The 25,807-nt window shown below is 40.8% G+C and carries 22 protein-coding genes; 5 read left to right on the top strand and 17 right to left on the bottom strand.

Features of this window, described 5'->3' with window-relative positions:
* Positions 1-80 precede the first annotated feature (80 nt).
* The 5 genes from rpoZ (at position 81) to bfr (ending at position 4,290) form a co-directional block, all read left to right on the top strand.
* Positions 81-359, top strand: coding sequence for a DNA-directed RNA polymerase subunit omega (rpoZ, locus tag F972_RS12770; protein WP_004678747.1), 279 nt, complete (start codon positions 81-83; stop codon positions 357-359).
* 205 nt (positions 360-564) lie between these two features.
* Positions 565-2,673: a RelA/SpoT family protein gene (locus tag F972_RS12775; protein WP_004683387.1), complete on the top strand. Its 2,109-nt coding sequence runs from the start codon at positions 565-567 to the stop codon at positions 2,671-2,673.
* Between the two features lie 163 nt (positions 2,674-2,836).
* Positions 2,837-3,226: a RidA family protein gene (locus F972_RS12780; RefSeq protein WP_004678749.1), complete on the top strand. Its 390-nt coding sequence runs from the start codon at positions 2,837-2,839 to the stop codon at positions 3,224-3,226.
* Positions 3,227-3,398: 172 nt separating this feature from the next.
* A complete protein-coding gene (locus tag F972_RS12785; protein ID WP_004678751.1) occupies positions 3,399-3,593 on the top strand; it encodes a bacterioferritin-associated ferredoxin in 195 nt (64 codons plus the stop codon).
* 232 nt (positions 3,594-3,825) lie between these two features.
* The gene (gene bfr, locus F972_RS12790; RefSeq protein WP_004757009.1) at positions 3,826-4,290 is read left to right on the top strand and encodes a heteropolymeric bacterioferritin subunit Bfr; all 465 of its coding nucleotides are present in this window, start codon (positions 3,826-3,828) and stop codon (positions 4,288-4,290) included.
* Positions 4,291-4,360: 70 nt separating this feature from the next.
* Here bfr and F972_RS12795 read toward each other — a convergent pair whose 3' ends face one another.
* The 17 genes from F972_RS12795 to F972_RS12875 all read right to left on the bottom strand — a co-directional run bounded on the left by F972_RS12795 (position 4,361) and on the right by F972_RS12875 (position 25,697).
* Positions 4,361-6,001 (bottom strand): PglL family O-oligosaccharyltransferase, encoded by a 1,641-nt coding sequence (locus tag F972_RS12795; protein WP_034428280.1) that lies wholly within the window; start codon positions 5,999-6,001, stop codon positions 4,361-4,363.
* A gap of 77 nt (positions 6,002-6,078) precedes the next feature.
* A complete protein-coding gene (tfpZ, locus tag F972_RS12800) occupies positions 6,079-6,813 on the bottom strand; it encodes a TfpX/TfpZ family type IV pilin accessory protein (RefSeq protein ID WP_004769911.1) in 735 nt (244 codons plus the stop codon).
* A gap of 23 nt (positions 6,814-6,836) precedes the next feature.
* A complete protein-coding gene (locus F972_RS12805; RefSeq protein WP_004769912.1) occupies positions 6,837-8,114 on the bottom strand; it encodes an O-antigen ligase family protein in 1,278 nt (425 codons plus the stop codon).
* A complete protein-coding gene (locus F972_RS12810; protein ID WP_416201952.1) occupies positions 8,114-8,554 on the bottom strand; it encodes a pilin in 441 nt (146 codons plus the stop codon). Before F972_RS12810 ends, F972_RS12805 begins: the two co-directional genes overlap by 1 nt.
* A gap of 429 nt (positions 8,555-8,983) precedes the next feature.
* Positions 8,984-9,544 (bottom strand): TPM domain-containing protein, encoded by a 561-nt coding sequence (locus tag F972_RS12815; protein WP_004769915.1) that lies wholly within the window; start codon positions 9,542-9,544, stop codon positions 8,984-8,986.
* Positions 9,538-10,587: a TPM domain-containing protein gene (locus F972_RS12820; RefSeq protein WP_004769916.1), complete on the bottom strand. Its 1,050-nt coding sequence runs from the start codon at positions 10,585-10,587 to the stop codon at positions 9,538-9,540. The genes F972_RS12815 and F972_RS12820 overlap by 7 nt, the downstream gene beginning before the upstream one ends.
* 33 nt (positions 10,588-10,620) lie before the next feature.
* Positions 10,621-11,211, bottom strand: a complete 591-nt coding sequence (locus F972_RS12825; RefSeq protein ID WP_004678771.1) for a LemA family protein — start codon at positions 11,209-11,211, stop codon at positions 10,621-10,623.
* Positions 11,212-11,580: 369 nt separating this feature from the next.
* Positions 11,581-13,002 carry an FAD-dependent oxidoreductase gene (locus tag F972_RS12830; RefSeq protein ID WP_004678772.1) on the bottom strand — a complete coding sequence of 474 codons (1,422 nt, stop codon included), beginning with the start codon at positions 13,000-13,002 and terminating at the stop codon, positions 11,581-11,583.
* Between the two features lie 71 nt (positions 13,003-13,073).
* Complete coding sequence (gene gltB / locus F972_RS12835) at positions 13,074-17,552, bottom strand: glutamate synthase large subunit (protein WP_171062627.1); 4,479 nt, start codon at positions 17,550-17,552, stop codon at positions 13,074-13,076.
* Positions 17,553-18,018: 466 nt separating this feature from the next.
* Positions 18,019-18,897 (bottom strand): hypothetical protein, encoded by an 879-nt coding sequence (locus tag F972_RS12840; RefSeq protein WP_004769918.1) that lies wholly within the window; start codon positions 18,895-18,897, stop codon positions 18,019-18,021.
* Positions 18,898-18,916: 19 nt separating this feature from the next.
* Entirely contained in the window at positions 18,917-19,999 is a 1,083-nt protein-coding gene (aroB, locus tag F972_RS12845) for a 3-dehydroquinate synthase (protein ID WP_004769919.1), read from the bottom strand.
* A gap of 21 nt (positions 20,000-20,020) precedes the next feature.
* Complete coding sequence (gene aroK / locus F972_RS16350; protein ID WP_004683407.1) at positions 20,021-20,581, bottom strand: shikimate kinase AroK; 561 nt, start codon at positions 20,579-20,581, stop codon at positions 20,021-20,023.
* A 19-nt stretch (positions 20,582-20,600) separates the two neighbouring features.
* Complete coding sequence (pilQ, locus tag F972_RS12855) at positions 20,601-22,727, bottom strand: type IV pilus secretin PilQ (protein ID WP_171062641.1); 2,127 nt, start codon at positions 22,725-22,727, stop codon at positions 20,601-20,603.
* A gap of 60 nt (positions 22,728-22,787) precedes the next feature.
* Positions 22,788-23,315 (bottom strand): pilus assembly protein PilP, encoded by a 528-nt coding sequence (locus F972_RS12860; RefSeq protein WP_004769921.1) that lies wholly within the window; start codon positions 23,313-23,315, stop codon positions 22,788-22,790.
* Positions 23,315-24,019: a type IV pilus inner membrane component PilO gene (locus F972_RS12865; protein WP_004769922.1), complete on the bottom strand. Its 705-nt coding sequence runs from the start codon at positions 24,017-24,019 to the stop codon at positions 23,315-23,317. The genes F972_RS12860 and F972_RS12865 overlap by 1 nt, the downstream gene beginning before the upstream one ends.
* The gene (locus F972_RS12870) at positions 24,016-24,639 is read right to left on the bottom strand and encodes a PilN domain-containing protein (RefSeq protein WP_004756989.1); all 624 of its coding nucleotides are present in this window, start codon (positions 24,637-24,639) and stop codon (positions 24,016-24,018) included. Before F972_RS12870 ends, F972_RS12865 begins: the two co-directional genes overlap by 4 nt.
* Positions 24,639-25,697 carry a pilus assembly protein PilM gene (locus tag F972_RS12875; protein ID WP_004769923.1) on the bottom strand — a complete coding sequence of 353 codons (1,059 nt, stop codon included), beginning with the start codon at positions 25,695-25,697 and terminating at the stop codon, positions 24,639-24,641. The genes F972_RS12870 and F972_RS12875 overlap by 1 nt, the downstream gene beginning before the upstream one ends.
* Positions 25,698-25,807: the final 110 nt, after the last annotated feature.

Below are 25,807 nucleotides of genomic sequence, written 5' to 3' on the forward strand. Positions count from 1 at the left end.
TCGGGAATGGCTTGAGTCTTGCATAAAAGCCTTTTATACTACTCAGTCTTTTAAATTGTGATGTTCAGACGAGACAACTTATGGCACGTGTAACCGTTGAAGATTGTTTAGACCATGTAGATAACCGCTTCGAGTTGGTACTGGTGGCGAGTAAACGTGCACGTCAATTGGCACGTCAAGGTATTGAACCAACTGTAGAATGGGATAATGACAAACCAACCGTGGTTGCATTACGTGAAATCGCAGTGGGTCATGTCACTAAAGAGATTCTAAAACAACGCGACCAAGACTATCAGACTTCAAACCTTGACATGGTATTGTCTACAAATTCATTAAATTTAGAAGGCTTCACTTTCTAAAACGAATTTGCTTTGCATAAAGCCCACTGTGAATACACTGGGCTTTTTTGTTTTGAAAAAAACTGCTTTATATATTGATAAAAGCAATATGCTTCATTGGAAAAATCTACGAGTTTTTATAATGAACAAATTGACAAGTTTCACAATATGCTTTTCATTAGAGACTAGTGTCATTTTATTCTAATTCATATCAAAAAGGTGTTTTATGCCAGGCGAAGAGGTCAGCCAAGCCAAGCAACAACTCAAGGTCATTATTGAAGCCTATCTTAAGGATAGTGATGTTCAACACGTGCTTGCTGCCTGTGATTTTGCCGATTTAGCGCATAGTGGCATCACCCGTAAAAGTGGAGAACCCTACGTTCTGCATCCGATTGCCGTCAGCTGTATTCTGGCACATATGCGTCTTGATGCGGATACGCTCATGGCAGCCTTGTTACATGATGTGATTGAAGACACGGAATTCTCCAAAGAAGAAATTGGCCAGAAGTTTGGGACTGTGGTTGCGGAACTAGTTGATGGTGTAACCAAGCTCAGCCATTCCAGTGACAAGGAATATAACAAGGCAGCCTCTTTTCGAAAAATTCTGCAAGCCACCTTACAGGACCCACGTGTCATTATTATTAAACTCGCCGATCGTTATCATAATATGACCACATTGGGTGCGTTGCGCCCAGACAAGCGCGCACGCATTGCACAGGAAACCTTTGATATTTTTGTACCAATGGCTCGCCTTGTCGGTATGAATGAAATGGCGGACAATCTGGAACATCTGTGTTATCAGAATCTTGATCTGGACATGTTTAATGATGTGCAAACCGCATTGCTGGAAACCAAGCCTAAACGCTGTGAATATCAGGCGGTATGGGAACAGAAACTGACTGACCTATTAAAAATCCATGACATCAAGGGTCGTATTAAAAAGAAAAATAACAATATTGAGCTGTTACGCCACTTTGTAAAAAATGAGATTGACCTAAATGAACTTAGTCATAGCCATGCCTTTGAAATTATTTTACAAAGTATTGCGGACTGTGACCGTCTGGTGGAGGCGCTAAAAGACAACTTTCAGGTTCTACAATATGAAGACCATATTCGCCGCCCTTTACCTGGTGGCAACCAGTCTTTAATGATCAAACTGAAAGGTGAAAAAACCACCCTTTCATTGACCATCCAGACTGAACTGATGCGTAAAGCAGCTCGCTTTGGCTTGGTACTGGGGGAAAATGCACCTCAGGCCTGCCGTTCAGCCATTCAGGCTTCTATGCAAAATCTCAATACCTTAATTGATAGTGACTGTGCCAAAACCACATTTAGCGATTTGCTGGATTATCTGCATCAGGAAAAAATCTGGGTTTACACACCACATGGGCAATTGCATGAACTACCTCAAGGTGCGACTGTGGTGGACTTTGCCTATTCTGCTAGCCTGTTTCTGGGTAACCATGCGGTAGGTGCTAAGGTTGATGGTGAAATTCGCCCCCTCTCCACTCCCCTGCATAGTGGTCAGGTTATCGAAATTATTACCGATGTACTGGCAACCCCAAACCCTGACTGGCTGAGTTTTATTAACACCCAGAAAGCACGTCGTGCCTTGCAAAACATGCTAAGAGAACAGGATATTGACGAACAGCGTCTGGTTGGTCAACAGGCGCTCAATCGTGCTTTAAAACTGTTTCACCGCTCAATTGATGACCTTTCCCAAACTGACTGGATTAATGTTCTAGAATGGCGACATTTGAGCAGTAAAGACACCCTATTTGAACAAATTGCGGTGGGTGACCTATTGCCCCAACTCGTCGCAAACCATCTATTTTCACAGGATTACCATTCACAGCATCATGAAGCATCTGACCGCTTGATCCTGGGTACAGAAGGGGTTGATGTCAAATATGCACACTGTTGCAATCCCGTGTTGGGTGACCCGATTCAGGGACATTTATCTCGACGTGGCTTGATTGTGCATCGATCGCGCTGTCGTAATTTACTGCATGAACAACAACTGCATCCAGAAAATATCATGCCGCTGCATTGGCAGTCTGAAGAAGTGGATGATGTACGTTTCAGTGCCTATCTCTGCATCCATATGATCATGAATGATGAACAGATTTCAGAGTTGATCTACCAATGCCGTAAAGCCAAAATCGGGGTGGAAACAGTCGATTCCCATGATCAAAAAACCTACGTGAATATTGTGGTCAGCAACCGTAAACAGATTGCTCAAATCATTCGTGATCTACGCATGCATTTTGGCTTTCCACGTATTGAACGCCTAAATATGCCTATTGTGCAGGCTGACGTTGCCAAAGTCGGCTAAAGTATTTCCAGGCAAACATATACTAGAGAAATATTGAAGCTGATTTGCCAAAATAAAAATTTAAAAACAATAACGACTACACAGTATTCAGCAGTTTCGCACCTATACTTTTGTGTTAAAGTCACAGGGTTGCAAGATAGAAAAAATGACATAGGAGAGCTTAATGCCACGTCAAGTTATTCATACTGAACACGCCCCTGCTGCTATTGGAACATATTCTCAGGCAATTCTGGTTGGCAATACGCTCTACCTTTCAGGACAGATTGGTTTAGACCCGTACAGTATGGAACTTGTAGAAGGGATTGAAGCCCAGATTCGCCGAGTATTTGACAACCTTAAAGCGGTCTGTGCTGCTGCGGGCGGAAGTCTGGCAGACATTGCCAAACTGAATATTTTCCTGACAGATCTTTCCCACTTTCAACTTGTAAACCAGATCATGGGTGAATATTTTGCTCAACCCTATCCAGCTCGTGCAGCATTGGGTGTCGCAAGCCTACCTAAAGGTGCACTAGTCGAAATGGATGGTATTGTTATTATTCCAACACAGAATTAAATGCTATATTTATCAAATAGATAAAATAAAGAAAAAATACCACCGATCAGGTGGTATTTTTTTATTCAAATTCCCAATGATAATAATCCCACTTCCAGAATGAAATTCATTGACAAACAATAATAATTATCAATAATAACAATTATCGCATTTGTATTTGTGGATCACTCCCATGTATGTCTGTTTATGCCGTGGAATCACAGACCAAGATATCAAGGACGCCGTTGCAAATGGCGCTGAAAGCTATCGTGAAATTCGTGATTTACTCGACTTAGGCACCTGCTGTGGCCGCTGTGCTCCAGAAGCTCGCGCCATCATCAGTGATGAGCTTGCTGAAATTGCCGCACGTATTTCTGTTGCTGCATAAGCTCTTTTTTTAACTATATTTAAGCTATTATTTTACGGCTCCACCGCTTCCTGTAGAACTTTAACGGTTCTTCATCGAAGCGGTTTTTTTATAAAAATCATAATAATATCAGGACGTTTTTGATTGTGATTTTCATTTGCTGTTCTATAAAGCACTCGCCAGATCATTATTTGTTGATTAAAATCATATAAATTGCCTCAATAAAGGCATGGGTGTTTTTGGAGTAAGGGCAATGAAAGGCAATCGTGAAGTTATTAATCAACTGAATCAGGTGCTTTATCACCATTTAACTGCAATCAATCAATATTTTTTACATTCCCGCATGTTTAATGATTGGGGAATCTCACAATTGGGTTCAGCCGAATATAAAGAGTCCATTCGCCAAATGAAGCATGCGGACAAGATTATTGAACGTATCTTATTTTTAGAGGGATTACCGAATCTACAACACCTCGGCAAGCTCTATATCGGCCAGCATACCGAAGAAGTTCTGAATTGTGACATTCGCAAGGTTAAGGAAAATATAGCCGCAATTAAACAGGCGGTTGCGCTTGCAGAAGCTCAACAGGACTATGTGACCCGTGACTTGGTACAGGAAATTCTAGAAAAAGAAGAAGAATATTGGGATTGGCTCGATACCCAACTCGACCTCATTAAAAATGTTGGCATTGAAAACTATATCCAAAGCCAGATTTAAACAGTCAGTTTCAGGCTGAAGCCGAAATAATCTTTGCTTTCAGCCTAAAACTAAACTTAGGTAGAGGCTGTTATTTTAAACGATGATTTAATTCAACAATATCAGCCAACCTTATATTCTCTCCATACAATTGTTGCAATATAAAAAGTTGCTGCTCTGCTTCAGCCATTTTCTGGTTGTAAACCAATAACTGGGCATATTTTTTCAGGTTATAAGGTGTTGCCTTGTTCTTAACCATATCACTCCACTGCATTAAATCCTGATCCGACATAGACACGGTTGGTTTTAGTGCAATCCAAACCAGACGTTGCTGGAATTGGCTAAGTAATAAAATACGTGAACTCCCCATAATTTCTGCTCTAGGTTGCTGTCCCTTGAATAGCAATTGGCTGTTTTCCTGATAAACTTTATAGTCCCTCCAGATCATGAATAGCAAAACCAGCGAAATCACCCAGCAAACGCGAATCACATTTATATGAAGCGTGATCCCTTTTAGGTTAGGCGTTTGAGCCTGAATCAATCCCAACAGAAAGCCCATAGGTAATAAGAAATAGGCATAACGCTGTGGAAATTCAAGCATTGCATGGATCAGGATGGCACTCACCATCAGCATCGCGATAATTGAAATAGTGTCTTTGGTATTTTTATTGAGCCAAAGCAACCATACTGCCATATAGGCAATAATCAAAAGTCCCAGTGGAATGCCATTCCAAATTAAGATGTCCAGTAACACATTGTGCCCACTGGTGACCCATTCATGTGACGGATGCAGAGGGAAAATCGTCATCTGCGCTACACTGGTTTGATTCCAGCCATATCCCCACCACGGCTGTTCTTTTAATGCCAAAAGCATTTGAGTCCAGATTTCGAAACGTAAATAGCCCGAACTTGCTCGCTCCACAATGCTATCAGCTTTAATGACCGCCGTTCCTGTAGAGCTTTCAATTGCATGGGTAAAGGCAGGAATCCCCCAAGCTGCTATTGCAAAAAACCCAATGCACCATAACGACAGCTTGAGAACATTTAAACGTGGAGTTTGCTTAAACTGTTTGTAAATCCAATAGATGAAAATAAATAAACATACTACCCATGATGTTCGGGATTGACTCAATGCAATTGCAAACAGGATGACTAAACTTGCAGAAGCAAGCAACCATACAGAGGCCTTTTGTTTTTCATATAAATATAAAGCCCCCATTAACCCCATGACTAAAAAAGTCGCCATATTGTTAGGCTGACCAAAATTGGCATAGGGACGATTGCCTTTAAGCTGCATAATGCCATATAAACTTGATTCAAGCCCTAACCATTGCACCATCGCCATCAGGCTAGTCACACTCGCGATAATAAGTAATAGCCAACAGGTCCTTTGCATCAACTGTTCACGAGCACTTGGTTGTAATGATAGATTATACCCCATCACCACCATGAACCAGAAACCCAATAGATATACTGTACTCAATAAGGCAACACTAAAATCAAATACTAAACCAAAGCTCCACTGCAATAATGGAACAATAACAACTGGCAATATATAAAGTTGCAGCTTGGGAATTTGAATATTTCGATTGAGAAAGAGTGTAAGTAATGCTAGTGCAGCAGCGAAAGTCGCCAACTCGCTGGAAAATGTCACCCAGGGATAGGTGTGGAATGGCGATAGCCAGGCAAAGCTGAGCAGCAGCGCTGCAAGTAATAGACACAAAATTTGCATAACTAAACATAAAAAAGAGCTTCGCTGCATTATACATTGAAGCTCAATTAAACTGGTTTTATAGCGTGATATTTCTGTTAATTCCAAGGTCTCAAATCAACAATCTTTACAACTTCACCGTTTTCTTTATTGATGAGTACAGTCATATCCACAGCGTTGGCTTTCAATGGTACAAATGCTGTAGCAGTAGGATATTTTGCTAAAACTTTCTCAACTTGATCCGAATCATTAAAGTTTTTTAATAACTCCAAATCTTGAGCACGCTGCTGAATCAACGATTTCACTTCGGATAATTCGACATAGCGTTCAGGTCGTTGTGCGAGCGATATACCACCCATGACTTCAGCAAATAGATCATTATTTCGTTGGTTGACGTTATCTGAAACTTTTACAGCAACATATTGAGGCTGTAACCATGATGGATTTTGAAATTGAGGCAGTGCTTGATCAGCTTTATCATTGATCAAATCATTATTGCGAACCAACTCAAAACGATCCACCACATAGCTGACCCATACAGGACGACCTTGCGCAATACTGTACATGCCAAAACTCAGCGCAGAGAGTTGTAATAGAATCACTACCGCTAAATCAAACTTTAAAGATTTCTTGCCTTCCTTATACACTAGAAAGCCAAGCACAGGTCCAATAATGACATCGATCGCTAGTAGCATCAAAAAAATATGCGTCACCCCGACGGCAGTGGCTAGCGGTGCTGGATACCAAATAAAAAACACTAGTCCAACCACAACAAGAGCAAGCAGACAAGAAAGTACTAAATGGCTGAGGAAAAACTTTAAACGTTTGGACATTCAAATCTCACGACATTGATATTTTAAAATAGTTGATAACCATACTCCCAAAATCGGGGTGGTGTTGATGGTAAACTTTCAGATAAGGCAGATGTATAAAAAAACAAATAAATAAAAGCCAGAGCAATTAAAATATAGGCTATATACCCAAAAACTTGAGAAACTCTTGAAGCTTCATATGTTGATGGGTGAAAAGAAGCCGCACGCTGAAATTCAGGATTTTTAAGTAAAAAGACGAATAACCATAAAAGTGCAACTTGTGTAACAGGATAAATATGTATACCTGAAAAAGATAAGTCGATACTTACTGCTATAAAAGCTGAAATTACAAAATAATTTTCCTTAAGATTCCATTTTATTCTTTTTAAAATATTCCAAATGACTAAAATAAGAAAACCAAATCCTATTAAGCCTGTTTCTGTTAAAACTTGAATAAATAAATTGTGTGGATGTGCTGAAATCACACCTGAGTACTGATCTAATTGATAAAACCCGCATCCAAAGATTGGATTTTGTGACCAGCATTGAAAAGCACTTACCCAAAGCTCATAGCGTCCACTCGTTGATTCTCTAACAATTGACCTTACACTAGAAGTAGAATGACTTGAAAAAAATAAAATAGAAAAATATGTGAGCCATGTAGCAGCATAAGTGAATAATAATTTAAATCGTACAGCACGGTTAAACATACATACGCATGCAATAAAAACACTATACGCTAAAGCTGTTGAACGACCACCATCTAAAAGAATAGATAAAAATGCCAAAAATAAAAAAATTAAATAGATATTATTAAATTTTTCTTGTTTTAAGTAAAACCAAATTGCAAAAATAGATAACACTAAAAAATAGCTATTATAGACTCGGATGTTCCATGGCATAGGATACCAATTTTGATAAACTCCACTTAGCATAAACTCTGTAATAGCAATAGGTAGCATCAAAAAAATAGAAAAACTTAACCAGATTACAAGTTTGGATAAAAACTCATTGTAATTTAAATTTAAAAAAGCCTTATAAAGCAAATAAAACAAAATAAGCTCATAAAAAATATAAGAATAATTTGACCAAAATAAAAAACCTAACAAGGTAAAAATAAGAAAACAAAACTCATATTTAGAAAAGTAGCTTTTTTTTTGAATTAAACTATAAAATCCTAAACCAATTAACAGAAAAACTTCTAAAGTTCTTAATTCATTATAAAAATTAAAACCATTTATTGAGACACCTAAGATAAATAAAAAAAAATAAAGAGCTACGAGTAGCTCTTTATTTTTTAAATGTTTAATCAAATTAGACATTAGGTTCCGCGGCAGTTAGCTGGTAAAAATTTTTCTGGTGTAGGTTTAGTTCCAGCAGAAGAACAAGTCCATGAAACTCCTTTTGCCGTATCACCAGTTGCATTTAATTGGAATGTAGTTCCATTAGCATCTGAATTGATATTCTTTAATTCAACTGCAACTACTGCGTGAGTAGGATCAGTTCGAGTATAAGTAACGCCAGCAACGTAATCACCAGCTGGTGTTTTATTTATCCCTGCAGCGTCTGCATCAGAAGGCATTACACCTTGAGATGTAAAAAACTCTGAAACACTAGTTTTCGCAGATGCTAAAGCACCAACAGCTTCGGTGACTTTTGCACGCGCTGTATAGTCAGTATAAGCAGGAATCGCAATTGCAGCCAAGATACCAATGATCGCTACAACGATCATGAGTTCGATTAAGGTAAAACCCTTTTGCATTGTGTTCATAACATTTCTCCAATGTATAAATTTTTATAAGCCTTTCGAGCTACTTTGTATTTAGCATGTTCTATGCCAATCCTTAGCTTAGCCAATTTTAACGCAAAAAAACAGAGACTTAAACAATTTTTCGATTGCTCACATATAAATCAATATTGACATACAAGGAAATAAATTGACAAAAAATGTCATCTTTCGCTTTTTATCTTTAACGTAGTAGAGGTTCAACCTTGATTATTTTCTACTTGTTTTAAAAATGAGCGAAATAAATCACATAAAAAAGCTTAAAAAAGTCCAAAATTTTTATTAGCCGTTTATCGGAATAAGAAATATGGTTATTGGATACAACTTACCACATACAGATCAGTATGTTTATAATCTACTCCGAAAATAAAAATAATAATAAAATCAATTTATTAGAGTTTAAATTTATTTCAATATAATAGGTTCATTAGGCAATTCATTTTCATCATACAAATCATTTTTTACATAGTATTGATCCAATACTTGACCAATTTCATTCACGCCACCAATCACAGCTCGCAAATATTCTTTTTGAGCCAAGGTAACAGCGATATTTTGGCAAATTGTATTCCACGTCTCAGTTTGAGTCGCATTTTTTAAACCGCGGTCAATCACAATCTCAACTTTGCGCTCGCATAGATTTAAGTATAGCAATACACCACTATTTAGTTCAGTATCCCATACCCCTAATTCGGCAAATAGCTGCTGAGCACGTAATCTGGTATTTTGATGATAAGCCTGTGAACAAGGAATATGTCCCTCTATCACTACCTGAATTTCACCGACATGACCTTTTTCAGCCTGTTGCACAGCGTTGGCGATCTGCATTCTATCTTGCTTATTGAAATAACGATGCGTGGAAGATATATAAAGGAAGTGTTTAAACCAGCGTTTTAAACTTGGTTGAACATGCTCATCCAGTTTAGGCTGGGTAATAATCTGTGTTGTATCTGTCTTTGTTACCATGAGCCTGATGCTCCTCCACCGCCAAAACTGCCGCCACCGCCACTATAACCACCGCCGCTGCCGCCACCAAAGCCTCCTCTACCGCCCCCTCGTCCACCACCCGACAAAAAGGCCTGAAAAATAAGCTGGGCCAATGAAGTAATCAATAGAAAGAAAATTCCCACACCAAGTAATAGACTCATCACCAGACCAGCACCATTAACCAGTCCCGCAACCATTGCTGCCACAGCCGCAGTAGATGCACTTAATCGTTTACCCACAATGAACGATCCTATGACACCCATAATTAAAATAAATAGCGCCATCGTAAGCGTATTATCTTTGGCTTGTTGTGCTTGAATTGCCTGCTCATGTCGCTCTTTGAGCTCTTGAGCAGATTGTTGAGCGATCTCTGGATCAAGATTAACGATACGGCTAATTTCATCCAACCCAGCTGAAATTCCTTGAGCATACTGACCTTGTTTAAAATAAGGTGTAATTTGATCACGAATAATGCGGCTGAGTACTACATCAGGTAATACACCCTCCAAGCCATAACCTGTCAATATCTGGATTTTACGATCGTTGATCGCAATCGCCATTAACAAACCATTATCACGTTTAGCAGAACCTAATTGCCATTTTTCACCTGTACGCAAAGCAAAATCAAAAATCGCTTCCTGACCTGTGGTGGGTACAATAATGACACCAATTTGAGCTTTACCTTGTTGATAAAGGGCTAGAATTTTTTGATTGAGTTGCTGGATTTCAGCCTCGTTCAATATCTTAGCTTGATCAATCACAGGTTGGTTTAAAGTGGGTAAACCACGTATAGATTCCCCATCCGCCATATCATTGGCAACTGTAGCTAGTACGGGAGGCTGTTCTGTGGTTGTCGATGACTTATTTTGTTGCTGCTGTTGCTGAATCATTTTTCCAGCAACCACTAGATCACCTTGATCTGTTGCAGTGGCGGTCTCAGCCCAGGTTGTATGTTGAAAACAAAGCATTGCAAAAATGATGGTTAAAACATATTTTAATTTTTGCTTTAACTTGATCAACATACGCCCCTCCTAAGCCGAAAACAATTTCAATGATTAATTAAATGAAACTGTTGGCGCCTGTTGTGCAGATGAGTCTGCCTTAAAGTTTTCCTTGGTTTTCATCCCAATCACTTTTGCTGTCATTGCTTGTGGGAACTGACGCACATATGAATTGTAATCTTGCACTGTGGTAATATAACGGTTACGAGCAACCGCGATTCGATTTTCTGTACCTTCCAATTGTGCTTGTAAATCACGGAATTGTTCATTGGCTTTTAAATCTGGATAATTTTCAGAAACAGCAATTAAACGAGATAATGCACTTGTCAATTGACTTTGTGCTTGTTGATATTTTTCAAATAGCGCTGGGTCTTCTAAAACTTCTTTATCTACTTTTAAACCCGCAACATTCGAACGAGCTTGCGTCACCTCTGTGAGGACTTGCTCTTCATGTTTGGCATAGCCTTTCACTACATTGACAAGATTAGGCACCAGGTCAGCACGGCGTTGATACTGGTTTTGTACTTCAGACCAGGAAGCATTGACCGCCTCATCTTTCACCTGCAAGGTGTTATAGCCACAGCCTGTGAACAATAAGGTGCTTGCCAATACAGTTGCGAGCGCAGTTTGTTTGATCACTTTCATAAAAATTTATCCTCAGGTTTTTCTTTATATTTTTCAATAATTCATTGTAATGTGATTTTTTGTTCGCTGTGTAACATTTATTTGTTGAAATCTTTATATCATTGCATAGAATCATCGGAGAACTGTAACCGTCGTACGGTAATCCCCAATGCCTTGAGGCGATTTAAATAATTTTCTCTGAATTTGCATTTGCAAGAGCCATTTTCATTGCCTGCACAATTTCCTGATTGGTCTTTGAAAATCACGCTGAAAAATGATCAGGGACAGGGCGGAAAGCTTAGAAGATTTGCTAAAACTACCAAAAAGATAAGCTAAAAAAAATAAAGCCTGCTTAAGCAGGCTTTATCGCAATCAAACTAAAAAGATGAATTAGACACCTAAGTAATCTAAAATACCTTCTGCTGCTTGGCGACCTTCCCAAATTGCAGTCACAACCAGATCAGAACCACGCACCATATCTCCACCTGCGAAGATTTTTGGATTAGATGTCTGGAATTTAAATTCTTGCTGTTCTGCCGCAACCACACGACCTGAACCATCTAAACTTACATTGGCTGAACCAAACCAATCCGCAGGGCTTGGACGGAAACCGAAAGCAAGCAATACTGCATCAGCTGGTAAAACCTCTTCAGAACCAGGAATTGGCTCAGGGCTACGACGACCACGGCTATCAGGCTCACCCATTTGTGTAGTGACAACCTTAACACCAGTCACCTTACCATTTTCACCAACAACCTCAATTGGTTGACGGTTGAACAGGAATTTCACGCCCTCTTCATAGGCATTTTTCACTTCGCGCGCAGAACCCGGCATGTTGCTTTCGTCACGACGGTAAGCACAGGTCACATCATGTGCACCTTGGCGTAATGAAGTACGGTTACAGTCCATTGCAGTGTCACCACCACCCAGAACAATCACCTTTTTGCCATCTACACTGATGTATTCACTTGGATCTTTTTCCCAGCCTTGGCAACGATTTACATTCGCAATTAAGAAATCTAATGCATCGTAAACACCATCAAGATCTTCACCAGGGAAACCACCTTTCATGTAGGTATAAGTTCCCATCCCCATAAATACAGCATCGTATTCAGCAAGGAGTTGTTCAATCGTGACATCAACACCAATTTCAGTATTTAAGCGGAATTCGATACCCATCCCCGTGAAGATTTCACGACGACGTTTCATTACATCTTTTTCCATTTTAAATTCTGGAATACCAAATGTAAGTAAACCACCAATTTCAGGGCGTTTATCAAATACAACTGGTTTCACACCGCCACGGGCAAGAATATCAGCACAGCCTAAACCTGCTGGACCCGCACCAATGATGGCAACTTTTTTATTGGTCCATTTAACGCCAGACATATCTGGGCGCCAGCCTAAAGCAAAGGCAGTATCGTTGATATATTTTTCAGCATTACCAATCGTGACTGCACCAAAGCCGTCATTTAAAGTACAAGCACCTTCGCATAAACGGTCTTGTGGACATACACGACCACATACTTCTGGCAAGGTATTGGTTTGATGGCAAAGTTCGGCCGCTTGGAAAATTTGACCTTCTGCAATCAGCTTTAACCAGTTTGGAATGTAGTTATGTACTGGGCATTTCCATTCACAATACGGGTTACCACACCCTAAACAGCGGTGAGCCTGGTTTGCAGCCACTTCCGCTGTAAAAGGTTTATAAATTTCCACAAACTCTGCTTTGCGGACAGTAATATCTTTTTTCTCTGGATCTTGACGTGGTACATCCAGAAATTGAAAGTCATTATTGAGGCGTTCTGCCATGTCTCTCTCCGTGGGTAGGCGCAGCGATGTCTCTCATCTCTGCACCTGCCTATGTCTTTGCAGTCGTGGAATTATTGTGGATCAGCTTGGGTTGTTTTCAAAAGCGTTTGCAAATTAGCAGCTTTTGGTTTTACAAGCCAGAACTTACGACTATAGAAGTCGAACTCATTACGGATTTTGTATGCCCAAGCACTTCCTGTCTCTTGAATATGTTCATCAAGAATACGGAGGAGGTTTTCTTTATGATCTTCCATCGCCTCAGTCGAGATACGATTTAAGTCAATCAACTCATGGTTATAGTAGTCAACAAAGTCGTTATCAAGGTCAAGGACATAAGCGAAACCGCCTGTCATACCCGCACCAAAGTTATGACCAACTTTACCTAACACAGTGACCACACCACCTGTCATATATTCACAGCAGTGATCGCCAGCACCTTCAATGACTGCAAAAGCACCTGAGTTACGAACAGCGAAACGCTCACCCGCAGTACCCGCAGCAAATAACTTACCGCCAGTCGCACCATACAAACAAGTGTTACCGATGATTGCAGTATTTTGCGTTTGGAACGGCGAACCTTTTGGTGGGAAGATCGACACACGACCACCCGCCATACCTTTACCCACGTAATCGTTTGCATCACCTTCAAGTTTGATATGCAGACCACCAGCATTCCAAACACCAAGTGACTGACCCGCTGTACCAACAAGATTCATCACCACTGGGCTGTTTTCCATACCCAAGTTGCCATAACGACGAGCGATCTCACCTGAAATACGTGCGCCAATTGAACGGTCACAGTTACCAACAGTGAAATTAAATGAACCGCCTGTACCTGCTTCAATAGCTGGTAGCATTTCAGCAACCATTTTCTCAGCCAATACACCTTTATCAAATGGCGCATTACCTTGAACTTGGCAATACTGAGCTTTACCTTCAGCAGATGGATGTGAAGTCAATAAAGCACTAAGATCAAGATGCGCATGCTTTTCAGTTTCTCCTGGTAAAACTTCAAGCAAATCAACGCGACCAATCAAATCTTTGAGTGATGCAACACCTAGAGCAGCTAACCATTCACGTGTTTCTTCTGCAATAAATTTGAAGAAGTTAATCAACATTTCTGGTTCGCCAATATAGTGTTCTTGACGTAAATGATCTTGCTGAGTTGCAACACCAGTTGCACAGTTATTCAAGTGGCAAATACGAAGATATTTACAACCTAATGCGATCATTGGTGTAGAACCGAAACCAAAGCTTTCAGCACCTAAAATTGCTGCTTTGATTACATCCAGACCTGTTTTTAAACCACCATCAGTTTGTACACGCACCTTACCACGCAAATCATTTACACGAAGTGCTTGATGCGCTTCACTTAAACCTAATTCCCAAGGCGAACCTGCATGGTGAATTGATGAAAGTGGAGATGCCGCTGTACCACCGTCATAACCAGAAATGGTAATGAAGTCAGCATAAGCTTTTGCAACACCTGCAGCAATGGTTCCAACACCTGGCTCAGATACCAATTTTACCGATACCATTGCTTGAGGGTTGACTTGCTTCAAGTCAAAGATCAACTGAGACAAATCTTCAATTGAGTAAATATCGTGGTGTGGCGGTGGTGAAATCAAAGTCACACCTGGTACCGAGTAACGTAAACGTGCAATTAAGCCATTCACTTTACCACCTGGTAACTGACCACCCTCACCTGGTTTTGCACCTTGTGCCACTTTAATCTGCAAAACTTCAGCAGAAGTTAAGTACGCTGGTGTTACACCAAAACGGCCTGATGCAATCTGTTTGATTTTCGAGTTACGAATCGTGCCGTAACGCGCTGGGTCTTCACCGCCCTCACCTGAGTTCGAACGACCACCAATTGTATTCATTGCAATTGCAATTGCTTCGTGTGCTTCTGGAGATAATGCACCCAAAGACATACCAGCAGAGTCGAAACGCGGAAGGATATCTTCAATGCTTTCAACTTGATCAAGCGCAATTGAATTTGTCGTTTTTAATTTGAATAAGTCACGAATCGTAGCCACAGGACGGTTATTCACCAACTCTGCATATTCTTTAAAGTCTTGGTATTGACCTGAGCGAACAGCCTTGTGAAGTGAGTTAATCACGTCAGGGTTGAAAGCATGGTACTCTTTACCAAATACAAATTTAAGTAAACCACCTTGATCAATCGGCTTACGGTTCTGCCAAGCAGTTGTTGCCAATTTTTTCTGATCGTTTTCTAAATCTGCAAATGTTGCACCTTGAATACGGCTTGGTACACCAAGGAAACACTTATCAACAACTTCAGAAGATAAACCTACCGCTTCGAATAATTGACCACCGCGATAAGAAGCAACTGTCGAAATACCCATTTTAGAAAGTACTTTCAATAAGCCTTTCTCAATGCCTTTACGGAAATTCGCTTGTGCATGGATTGGGTCACCCAATAACTCACCTTTGGCAACCAAGTCATTGATCACGTCATAAGCTAAATACGGGTAAATTGCTGTCGCACCAAAGCCAAGTAATACTGCAAATTGGTGCGGATCACGGGCAAAACCTGTTTCAACCAAAATGTTCGCATCAGTACGCAAACCCGTTTTAATCAAATGATGATGTACCGCACCTGTTGCCAATGCAGAGTTTGCAGGCAAGAAACCTTCACGGAAGTTTTTATCCGTTAATACGATTAAGGTTTTGCCATCACGAACCGCTTGCGCAGTTTCTTCACAAATACGGGCAATCGCTGCTTGTAAGCCTTCAGCTTCAGCATAGTTCAGGTCAATATCAACAACGCCATAGCCTTCGCGCTCTTTTTCAACATCGCGAAGCTGCTGCATTTTTGAATTAGACAATACAGGGCTGGAAATAATGATGCGGTCGGCATGCTCTGGACCTTGTTCAAATACGTTTTGCTCACGACCTAAGCAAGTTTCCAATGACATCACAATCGATTCACGTAATGGATCGATTGGCGGGTTGGTGACCTGAGCAAACTGCTGACGGAAATAGTCAGAAACATGGCGCACTTGACGAGACAATACTGCCATTGGGGTATCATCACCCATCGAACCAACAGCTTCTTGACCACTTTCTGCGATAGGACGTAACAGTTGATCGCGCTCTTCAAATGTTACCATAAACATTTTTTGTGCTGCTTTTAACTTATCCCCTGTAAGGCCTTGATCCACAAGTTGTTCTTCAAGCTGTGGATTGGCCTGTAAGCGAATCGCATGATCACGCAACCATTCACGGTATGGACGCATGTTCTTAAGATGATTGCTGACATCTTTGGTATCTAGCACTTTGCCAGTCAATGTATCAACCACTAGGATTTGACCAGGACCAACACGACCTTTAGACACCACATCTTCTGGCTCATAACCCCACACGCCGATTTCAGATGCAAGCGTAATGTAGTCATTTTTAGTGATGACCCAACGCGCTGGACGCAAGCCATTACGGTCTAGCATACAGATGGCATGACGACCATCCTGAATCACCAAACCTGCTGGACCATCCCAAGCTTCCATGTGCTTAGAGTTGAATTCATAGAATGCACGTAGATCAGCATCTAAAGTTTCAACATTCTGCCATGCTGGTGGAACCAACATACGTAGCGCACGGAATAAGTCCATTCCGCCACCCACAAGAATTTCAAGCATGTTGTCTAGGCTTGATGAATCCGAACCAGTACGGTTTACGATCGAATTAAGCTCAGTTAAACCTGGCAATAATGGGTTTTCAAATTTAGGCGTACGTGCCAAAGCCCAGTTACGGTTTGCTGTAATGGTATTAATTTCACCATTATGGGCAAGGTAACGGAATGGTTGTGCCAATGGCCAGCGTGGCAAAGTATTGGTCGAGAAACGCTGATGGAATACCACGATATGTGATTTTAAGCGCTCATCAGCCAAGTCGGTATAGAAGTCGGCAATCGCTGCTGGCATCATCAAGCCTTTATAGCTGATGACTGTGGTCGCCAAAGTGGTGACATAGAACAAAGGATCATTTTGTAATTGTTGTTCAGCACGGCGGCGTGCCAGGAAAAGTTTACGGTTAAACTCAACCTCAGTTAAGCCCATTGGGCAATTCACAAGAATTTGTTCAAATGCAGGCAATGATTGCAGAGCAATCTCACCGAGAGCATCATTATTTGTGGGTACAACACGCCATGCCGTAACCGTTAAACCTTCCGCTGCAATTTCTTTATTTAAAATATTCTTTGCATTTTGAGCTAAAGCAGGGTCAATATTTAAAAATACAGTACCCGCAGCAAAAATCTCAGTAAGATTAGCACCTAACTTCTGAGCTTCGTCACGAAAGAACTGTTTCGGCATAGCCAATAGCAATCCGCACCCATCTCCCGTTTTACCATCTGCGGCAATACCACCACGGTGCGTCATGCAACTTAAACTGTGAATCGCGGTTTCGACCAGATGATGGCTTGATTCACCCTTCATATGGGCAATCAGACCAAAACCACAGTTATCCTTAAACTCATCAGGCTGATATAGACCTTGAGCGGGAGCTACAGTATTAGGCGATGGCATGTGCATAGCGTACCCTTCTTTCAACATGGCTCTTTCGAGCAACAAACAATCAATTCATTTTCTGCGATATTGTCGATTAACTCATTTAAAGTTCAATGCTTCGCAAAAAAACATTTTCACTGGCGGATTTGCAAATATACGTCTTTCTTATGCAAGAATCAGCGTATTTCACTATATAAAGTGTTTTCAGTTATTACACTTTAACAAATACTTGTAAAGTATAAAAAACTTTCTATTTCACTCAATTAATGAATCTTTTCGCACAAAAAAGGGTAATGAGTAGACAAATTAGCATCATAAGAAAGCAAAAAATATGCCAAAAAAATAAAAATTTACTAAATCATTAAAAAAATTAAAATAACTTTAAATTATAGAAACTAAGCCCTAAACACCAAGAAATGAAATTGCACCAAAAAAAATCACAGTGCCATAAAAAGAATCAATATTGTTTCATATTGGTGCAAAATTAGTTGAATGGATCACTGACCTCTCTTCTCTCGGAATCTGAATTTTCTTTTAATTTTTCAGAACTGGAAGTAGGTTGAGCTGCAGACTGACTCTGTTTTACATTTACAACATTGCCCTGCGCATCACGTTGTGTCACTGTCGTTTTCACGGTTGTCGTTGGGTCGCTTAATGTCCGCCCCCCCCCAGCCAACACTGTTTTTTGTGATGTGTTGGCACCAATCAGCAGAGTTTCATCAACTTCTGGAAGAGCCACAGGTTTTAGTTGAATCGCATATAATTGGTTTGCAGCAGATTTTAACTCATCAGAACCCAAATCATTTACAAAATCGGCGTAGGCCGATAACTGCTGTGCTTTGGGTTGAATGGATTCGGGTAAAACCAGATTCAACTGTGAAAACTGGCGGTTTGCTTCTTCTGAATTTGAGAAGACCCCATAAGCCAAAACATACTGCTCAGCCTGGTCCTGCCCACTCAAACGAAAATAAATGAATTTTTTCCGATCAGGACGACTTAAAAGAAAATTCTTCACAATCGCCTCATCTGAACTACGGAAAATTTCCATGGTCCATTGACGCTGATTTTCCTTGATAAACTTTGTGCCACGAAATTCAGGCGCATGCTCATTAGACACCACCACCCGTGTGGTTAAGTCCAATGGTTTTACCTCATCAGAAAAGGCTCCCAAATGGGCGGTCGCAGCAACTTTCTCTGGCTGAATCTGCACCTGCGCTTCAGTTTTAGCTGGCTGCTCAACCTCTACCAACGCTTTATTATCTGTAATCGCCCAAAAAACCAATGCGGCAATTAAACAAGCCAGCGCAAAAACCAGCCAACTGTACTGTTGAATATTTTGCCAGATTGATCGTGACACAGCCATGCTTTTCCCAAATGTTTAATTATGCAGATTGATTCGCAAGAATGGATTGCTTCATGAGCTCAATATCAAAGTCCTTGGTGATGACAGCCTGCCCCAATTTCTTAAGTAAAACCAGGCGCAACTGACCATTTAAGACTTTTTTATCATGTGACATATAAGCCAGAAAATCTTCTAATGGAATTTTCGGACATGATATCGGTAAATTGGCACGTTGAATGATTTTTTTTGTACGCTGCACATCTTCAGCTGAAATCCAGCCCAGGCGATGGGACAAATCTGCCGCCATCACCATACCTGTTGCAACGGCCTCACCATGCAACCAGGTTCCATAGCCTAGATAGGACTCAATCGCATGACCAAAGGTATGACCCAGATTTAATAGTGCCCGCTCACCCTGTTCTTTTTCATCATTGGCGACAATCCTGGCTTTATGGGCGCATGAACGATATACCGCCTCCGCCAGCAGGTTGGCATCACGTCCTACCAATGCATCCATGTTCTGCTCCAACCAGACCAGAAAATCCACATCACCCAGCAAGGCATATTTAATCACCTCAGCTAAACCTGCAGACAGTTCACGGTCAGGCAAAGTATCCAATTGGGCCATATCTGCCAATACGACTTGAGGCTGTTGAAAAGCGCCCAGCATATTCTTGCCAAGTGGATGATTAATTCCAGTCTTACCGCCTACGCTTGAATCCACCTGGGACAACAAGGTGGTCGGTACCTGAACGAAATTTACCCCACGCTGAAAACAGGCCGATGCAAAACCCGCCATATCTCCAATCACACCACCACCCAAAGCCAATACGGTGCAATCTCGGTTAAAGCCAGCTTCAAGCAATCCATCAAAAATCAGGTTTAGATGCTGAATATCTTTATATTGCTCACCATCAGGCAATATACATTGTGCAACCTGTTTATCCAGAGCACTCAATGCGTCCACATAATGCTGCATATATAGAGGGGCTACTGTTGTATTTGAAACCAGCATCACTTGTCGACCATGCAGATAAGGTTTAAGTAATTTTTCAGGATCTAAATGACTGCCAATAAAAATCGGATAACGACGCTCACCTAATTCAACATATAATGTTTGCATATAATTAAACCACTAAAAGAATCACTTGACGGAACGCGATAAAATAATTTGGAGAATCCGTTGTGCTAAATCACGTGCAGCACCCTGATTTGTCTCAATAATATGGTGTGCAACTTCACGATATAAAGGATCACGTGCAGTCAATAACTCTCGTAGTTTTTGTTCTGGATTTTCGACTTGTAATAATGGACGGTTTTTATCACGATAGGTTCGCTGTAGCTGAAGTTCTACAGGTGTATAAAGATAGACAACAATACCACGTTGTTTAAGGAACTCTCGATTCGCAGATTGAGTAACCGCTCCACCACCCGTGGCCAAAACCAGTGCGGAGCGCGTAGTGAGTTCATTTAACACATTGGTTTCACGTAGCCGAAATCCAGCTTCACCTTCTTTCTCAAAAATCCAGGGAATGGTCGCACCAGTTTTCCGCTCAATTTCATGATCACTGTCAAGAAAGTCTCGCCCTAATAACTCGGCTAAATGTCGGCCAACTGTTGTTTTTCCCGCCCCCATTGGCCCCACCAAATAAATATTTGGCAGGGTTTCAAACGCTTTGCTTGGCAACGCGCCACCTATATTCATTGCAACTATTGAAAATATATTAATGATTTCTGGTCAAGGTGTCATTAACAATTCTCGGGGTTACAAAAATAAGTAGTTCACGTTTATTTTCAGTTTTCGAATCACGACGGAATAATTTACCCACATATGGTAAATCCCCAAGGAAAGGTACTTTGGTTTGTTTGTTTACATTTTCTTCTTCAAAAATACCACCCAATACCACCGTTTCACCATTATTAACCAAGACATTAGTATTCACCATGTTTTTATTAAAATAGAATTGTCCTTGAGGGGTTACACCAGCAATACTATCTTTCTTAATATCAAGATTCATTTGAACCTTTCCATCTGGTGTAATACTCGGCGTTACATCTAAACTTAATACCACATCTTTAAATTCGATTTTCGGCGTAGCATTTGCCCCAGTACCCGTTGAGGATGAAAAAGGAACTTGAGAACCTGACTCAATTTTTGCAGTTTGTTTATCCGCAGTCATAACTTTAGGCGTTGAAATCACTTCGCCATAACCATCTGCCTGTACAGCTGAAAGCTCTAAATCCAACATAAAGTCAGACAAGCTAATTAAGCCAAATGCAATACGACTGGCACCTGCACTGGTCACACCTAAATCGACATTCAGGTTTTTTGGGTGTTCTATGGTATATTTTCCATCATCATCAGGTTCTCTCAAATTCCACAAGGTTGTATCACTACCACCTACCAATAAATTCCTATTATTGGTAATACCCTGAGAAAGCACGCCCCACTTCACCCCCATCTCTTTGGTAAAGTCGGTACTTGCACTGACAATACGTGCCTCAATCATCACTTGCTTAACCGACACGTCCAATAAATCAACCATTTTACGAATTTGATCAATTTTTTGTGACGTGTCATTAATAATCAGTGTATTCGTGCGAGGGTCAGTAGAAATCGTACCACGAGGACTCAATAAACTCCCAACACTATCTCCCAATGGATCAGCATTATTATTCGAACCTGAAGAGCTGTTACCTGAGCCACTATTTTTACCCTGAGTGATTAATTTCTCAATATCAGCAGCTTTTGCATAACTAAGCTGAATATACTCTGTCTGCAATGGTGCCAGTTTAACGCTCTGTGCAATCGCTTTGGCTTCTTCTTCTTCTGCCTTAATTAACTCAGAAACAGGTGCAATCCAGATCACATTTCCATTACGACGTTTATCCAAATTTTTAGTTTTCAGTACGATATCTAAAGCTTGGTCCCAAGGTACATCTTTTAAACGCAGAGTAATATTACCTTGTACAGTATCAGCCGCTACCATATTGATACCAGTAAAGTCTGCAAGGAGCTGCAATACACGGCGTACTTCGATATCCTGAAAATCTAAAGAAATCTTATTACCTGTATAGATTTGTGATTTTGCTTTTGCTGGAGATTTATCCTCTGGACGTTTTAAACTAATCGTTAATTTATTTTCTGCTTGGTAAGCCATATACTCATAACTGCCTGCAGACTGAATGGTAATAACACCATTACCTTTATCATTATAAGCATCCACACTGGCAACAGGGGTAGCAAAGTCATTGGTATTTAAACGTCGCGCCAAGTGAGCTGGAATTTTATTGCCCATTGTACGCACAACAATTTTACTGCCTTGTTGCTGCACATCAACAGGGGTATTACCTCCCAAAAGGTCAATGACAACCAAGCCCTCGCCATCCTTGCCTCGTTGAAATCCAATATTAGATACGCCTTGTTGAGGCTGACGTGCTACCGCAGGCGTATTCGTTGCCGATGGTCGAACTGAATTAATTTTGAGGACAAAAGTATTCCCTTCTATACGTGTAGTAAAAGCACCCGCATCTTTTAAATTCACAATCACACGGGAACGTTGATCATCCGCAGCAACCTCAATGGAACTTGCCTCGCTGGTTGAAACTGGTATCGAGGTCTGTTTTAAACTTTGTTGTGCCTTATCAAAATCCAGGATCAAACGGGAAGGTTGCTCAAGCTGATAGGCCTGTGGCTGAGGCGGCAAACCATTAAACATGACACGAATTTCTGTACCCTGATCGGCCAAATTCATTGGCACAATATTGGTCATACTCACTTGTGCTGATGCAACCTGCATGATTGCAATAGCAACAGCACCCATAGAAAACTGACGGAATGCATGATTCATGGTCTTCGCTTCCCCAAATAAAGAATCTTTAAACTGTTTTTTCATTGTTATTCCCTTAATCTACTGTGCTGGTCCAATTAAAACGAGTGTTCTAGGCCTTTCCACATAACCCTCTCGCCCATCTGGCACAATCTCCACCAAATCAATCTGAGTTGGACTAATTCTAATAATACGTCCCTGATTCATACCCAGATAACTACCTACCTGAACACGCTCAATCTGTCCATCAGGCGTTTGGATTAAGGCAATTGTATTATTGGATTTACCGCGCATACTGCCTTTCATATTCAGCGATTCCAAAGCATAACTCTCTAATGGCTGTGGCTGACGATTAAAATTAGGATAAACACGCTTACCTGCCATAATCTTAAGTTCAGCAGCCAGAGAACTTGGCATAAACGGGCTTTTTAACTGATGTGCCGCATAGTTGAATAATGGTACAGGTATAAATATAGGTGCTGGTTCAATCGGTAAAGGTGGCTGATTGCGAATTTCTGCCATCTGTTGATTGACTGCATCAATACGGGAATCACATCCGATCAATCCCACACTAACAAGCAAACCAAGAAAAATTTTATAATTATTCATTAAGGTTGCCCTCCTTGTGCAGTTGGAGTACTGTCATCAGCACCTATATAACGATAGGTTTTTGCTTTTATAGTATAGTTAACAACAGGAATATCAGACTTTTTCTGAGTATCTTCTTTGGCCTCAACCGTAAAATCATGCAGGGTCACAATACGTGGCAGGGCGGCAATACCTGTCGCAAATGCACCAAAAGCATGATAATCCCCCGTAGCTTCAATACTAATGGGCTGCTCAATGAAAAACTCTTGCTTAACTTCATTTTCCAGACGAATATTTTTAAATTTCAAGCCAGAGTTCACACCAGTCAAGTTGATGTCTTCAACTAGACTTGGAATTTCAGTCTCTTTAGGTAACTGTTCCAATTGCTGATTAAAGTTTGCTTCCATTTCCTGTAATTGTGTTTGATATTGTTGCAGATTACGTAATTTTGAGTCTTTTTCCTTAAATTCATTTAATAGACTTTGTTCTTTTGCCTGTGCATTTGCAATGGCTTCTAACTGTGACTTAATGACCACAAAATAACCAAGTGCCAGTACAGCCAAGAAGATAAAAATCCAGCAAGTAATCTTAACAGATAGAGGCCAACTGCCGTAATTATTCATATCCAGCGTATTAAACTGCTGGAAGAACTGATCTACGGTCATCTTCTTTTTCTTTATAGCCACCGTATCTTGATTTAAATCATCTGACTTCTCTAAGTTCATTGCGCCACTCCTGATGCTGCTGGATCAACCTCAGCAGTTGTACCGATCTCACCCAAATCCACAGTGACGACAAAACTTCCATAGTTCTCTTCAACCCGCGGAACCAGAGAGCTAACCGCCTTATCCTTTTTCTCTTCTGCCGCGAGGAATGAATTCATAAAGGCATTACGGTACCAAGGGGAAGCTTCGAGATTACGCAGCAACTCGGCCACTGTATTCGGGCTTTCAGCTTTACCCTCAATGGTAAACTTATCACCTGTACGGGTAAATTTAGTAAGATACATGGTTGGCGGTGTCACACGTACCAGTTCATCAACCAGACGCACGGTAATTGGACGTTGCCCCTGTAACCCCTGAATCAATTTCATACGCTCGATAATCGCATTACGGCGCTCTTGCAGACCGTCTAGTGATTTTAACTGGGCATCCAGATTTTGGTTGGTACTGACAATCAATTGGTTGGCCTGTTCCTGATCATCCAGCTTCTGATCAAAATACACCCAACCAGAAAAGACTGATGCAACCCCTAATGCAGCAACCCCAACACAAAATGCAACAAATTTTTTCTTTCGTTGTTCTCTTAGCTCATCACGCCAAGGGAGTAGGTTAATCTTTGCCATTAATCAAAACTCCTCAATGCTAGACCACATGCCACCATTAATGAGGAAGCATCATTTTCAATTTTTTTAATGTCAATCTGGGGAGAAAAGCCCATTTGTAAAAACGGGTTGGCAATCGTGACGCGATAACCTAGTTTTTGTTGTAGTAATTTTGCCAGACCTGGGATATTCGCATTCCCGCCAGCAAGCAAAATATGATCAATTTCATTGAATTGAGAAGAAGAGAAAAAGAATTGAAGTGAACGAGCGGCCTGTTGAACTACTGCATCAAGGAATGGTTCCAGTACTTCAGTGTCATAGTCATCTGGCAATGTTCTTTCTTTTTTCGCACGGCCTGCCTCTTCGAAAGACAAACCATAACGGCTCTGAACATCCTGAGTTAATTGTCGACCACCAAACACTTGTTCACGAGTATAAATAATCTTGCCTTTCTGCATAACAGACAAGGTCGTCATGGTATGACCAATATCCAAGATACCAACGGTATTTGCGCCCATTGGCAATGTATCGGCAAATACGCTAAAGGCACGTTCCATAGCATAGCTTTCAACATCGGCCACTTTCGCAACCAAACCAGCAAGCTCTAAAACTTCAACACGGTTATCCACGTTTTCAGTTCGTGTTGCCACCAAAAGCACATTAACTCGGTTAGGGTTTGCCAGACGGTCGGGCAGAACCTCAAAATCAAGGCTGACTTCATCTAAAGGGAACGGAATATATTGCTCAGCGTCCATACGGATTTGAACTTCGCGCTCCTCATCCGACATATCAGCATCCATTTCAATGATTTTATGAATCACCATTGAGGTAGGTACCGCAATTGCCACATGAGTAGTGTGAGGGTTCGCAAGGTTAACGACTCTTTCAAGTGCGTCAGCCACTGCTTCTGGATTGAGAATGCTTTTTTCCACCACACTATTTTCAGGCAGTGGCATCACGGCATAACTTTCAACCCAATATCTACCGTTCTTTACAGAGAGCTCTAATAACTTAACAGTTGTCGAACTAATATCGACCCCTACTAACCCCTTACTTGGTTTACGATATAACCTGAGCACAGTTCTTTCCTATTTATTTTTTTATCCCCAAAAGTACAACTCACTAATCTGTTTTGGTCTTTAATTGATACGGATACAATATCTCATCTAACAATCCGTATGTCTAAAGG

It is taken from the genome of Acinetobacter sp. CIP 102529 (genome assembly GCF_000368325.1).
GTDB classification, from domain to species: Bacteria; Pseudomonadota; Gammaproteobacteria; order Pseudomonadales; family Moraxellaceae; genus Acinetobacter; species Acinetobacter parvus.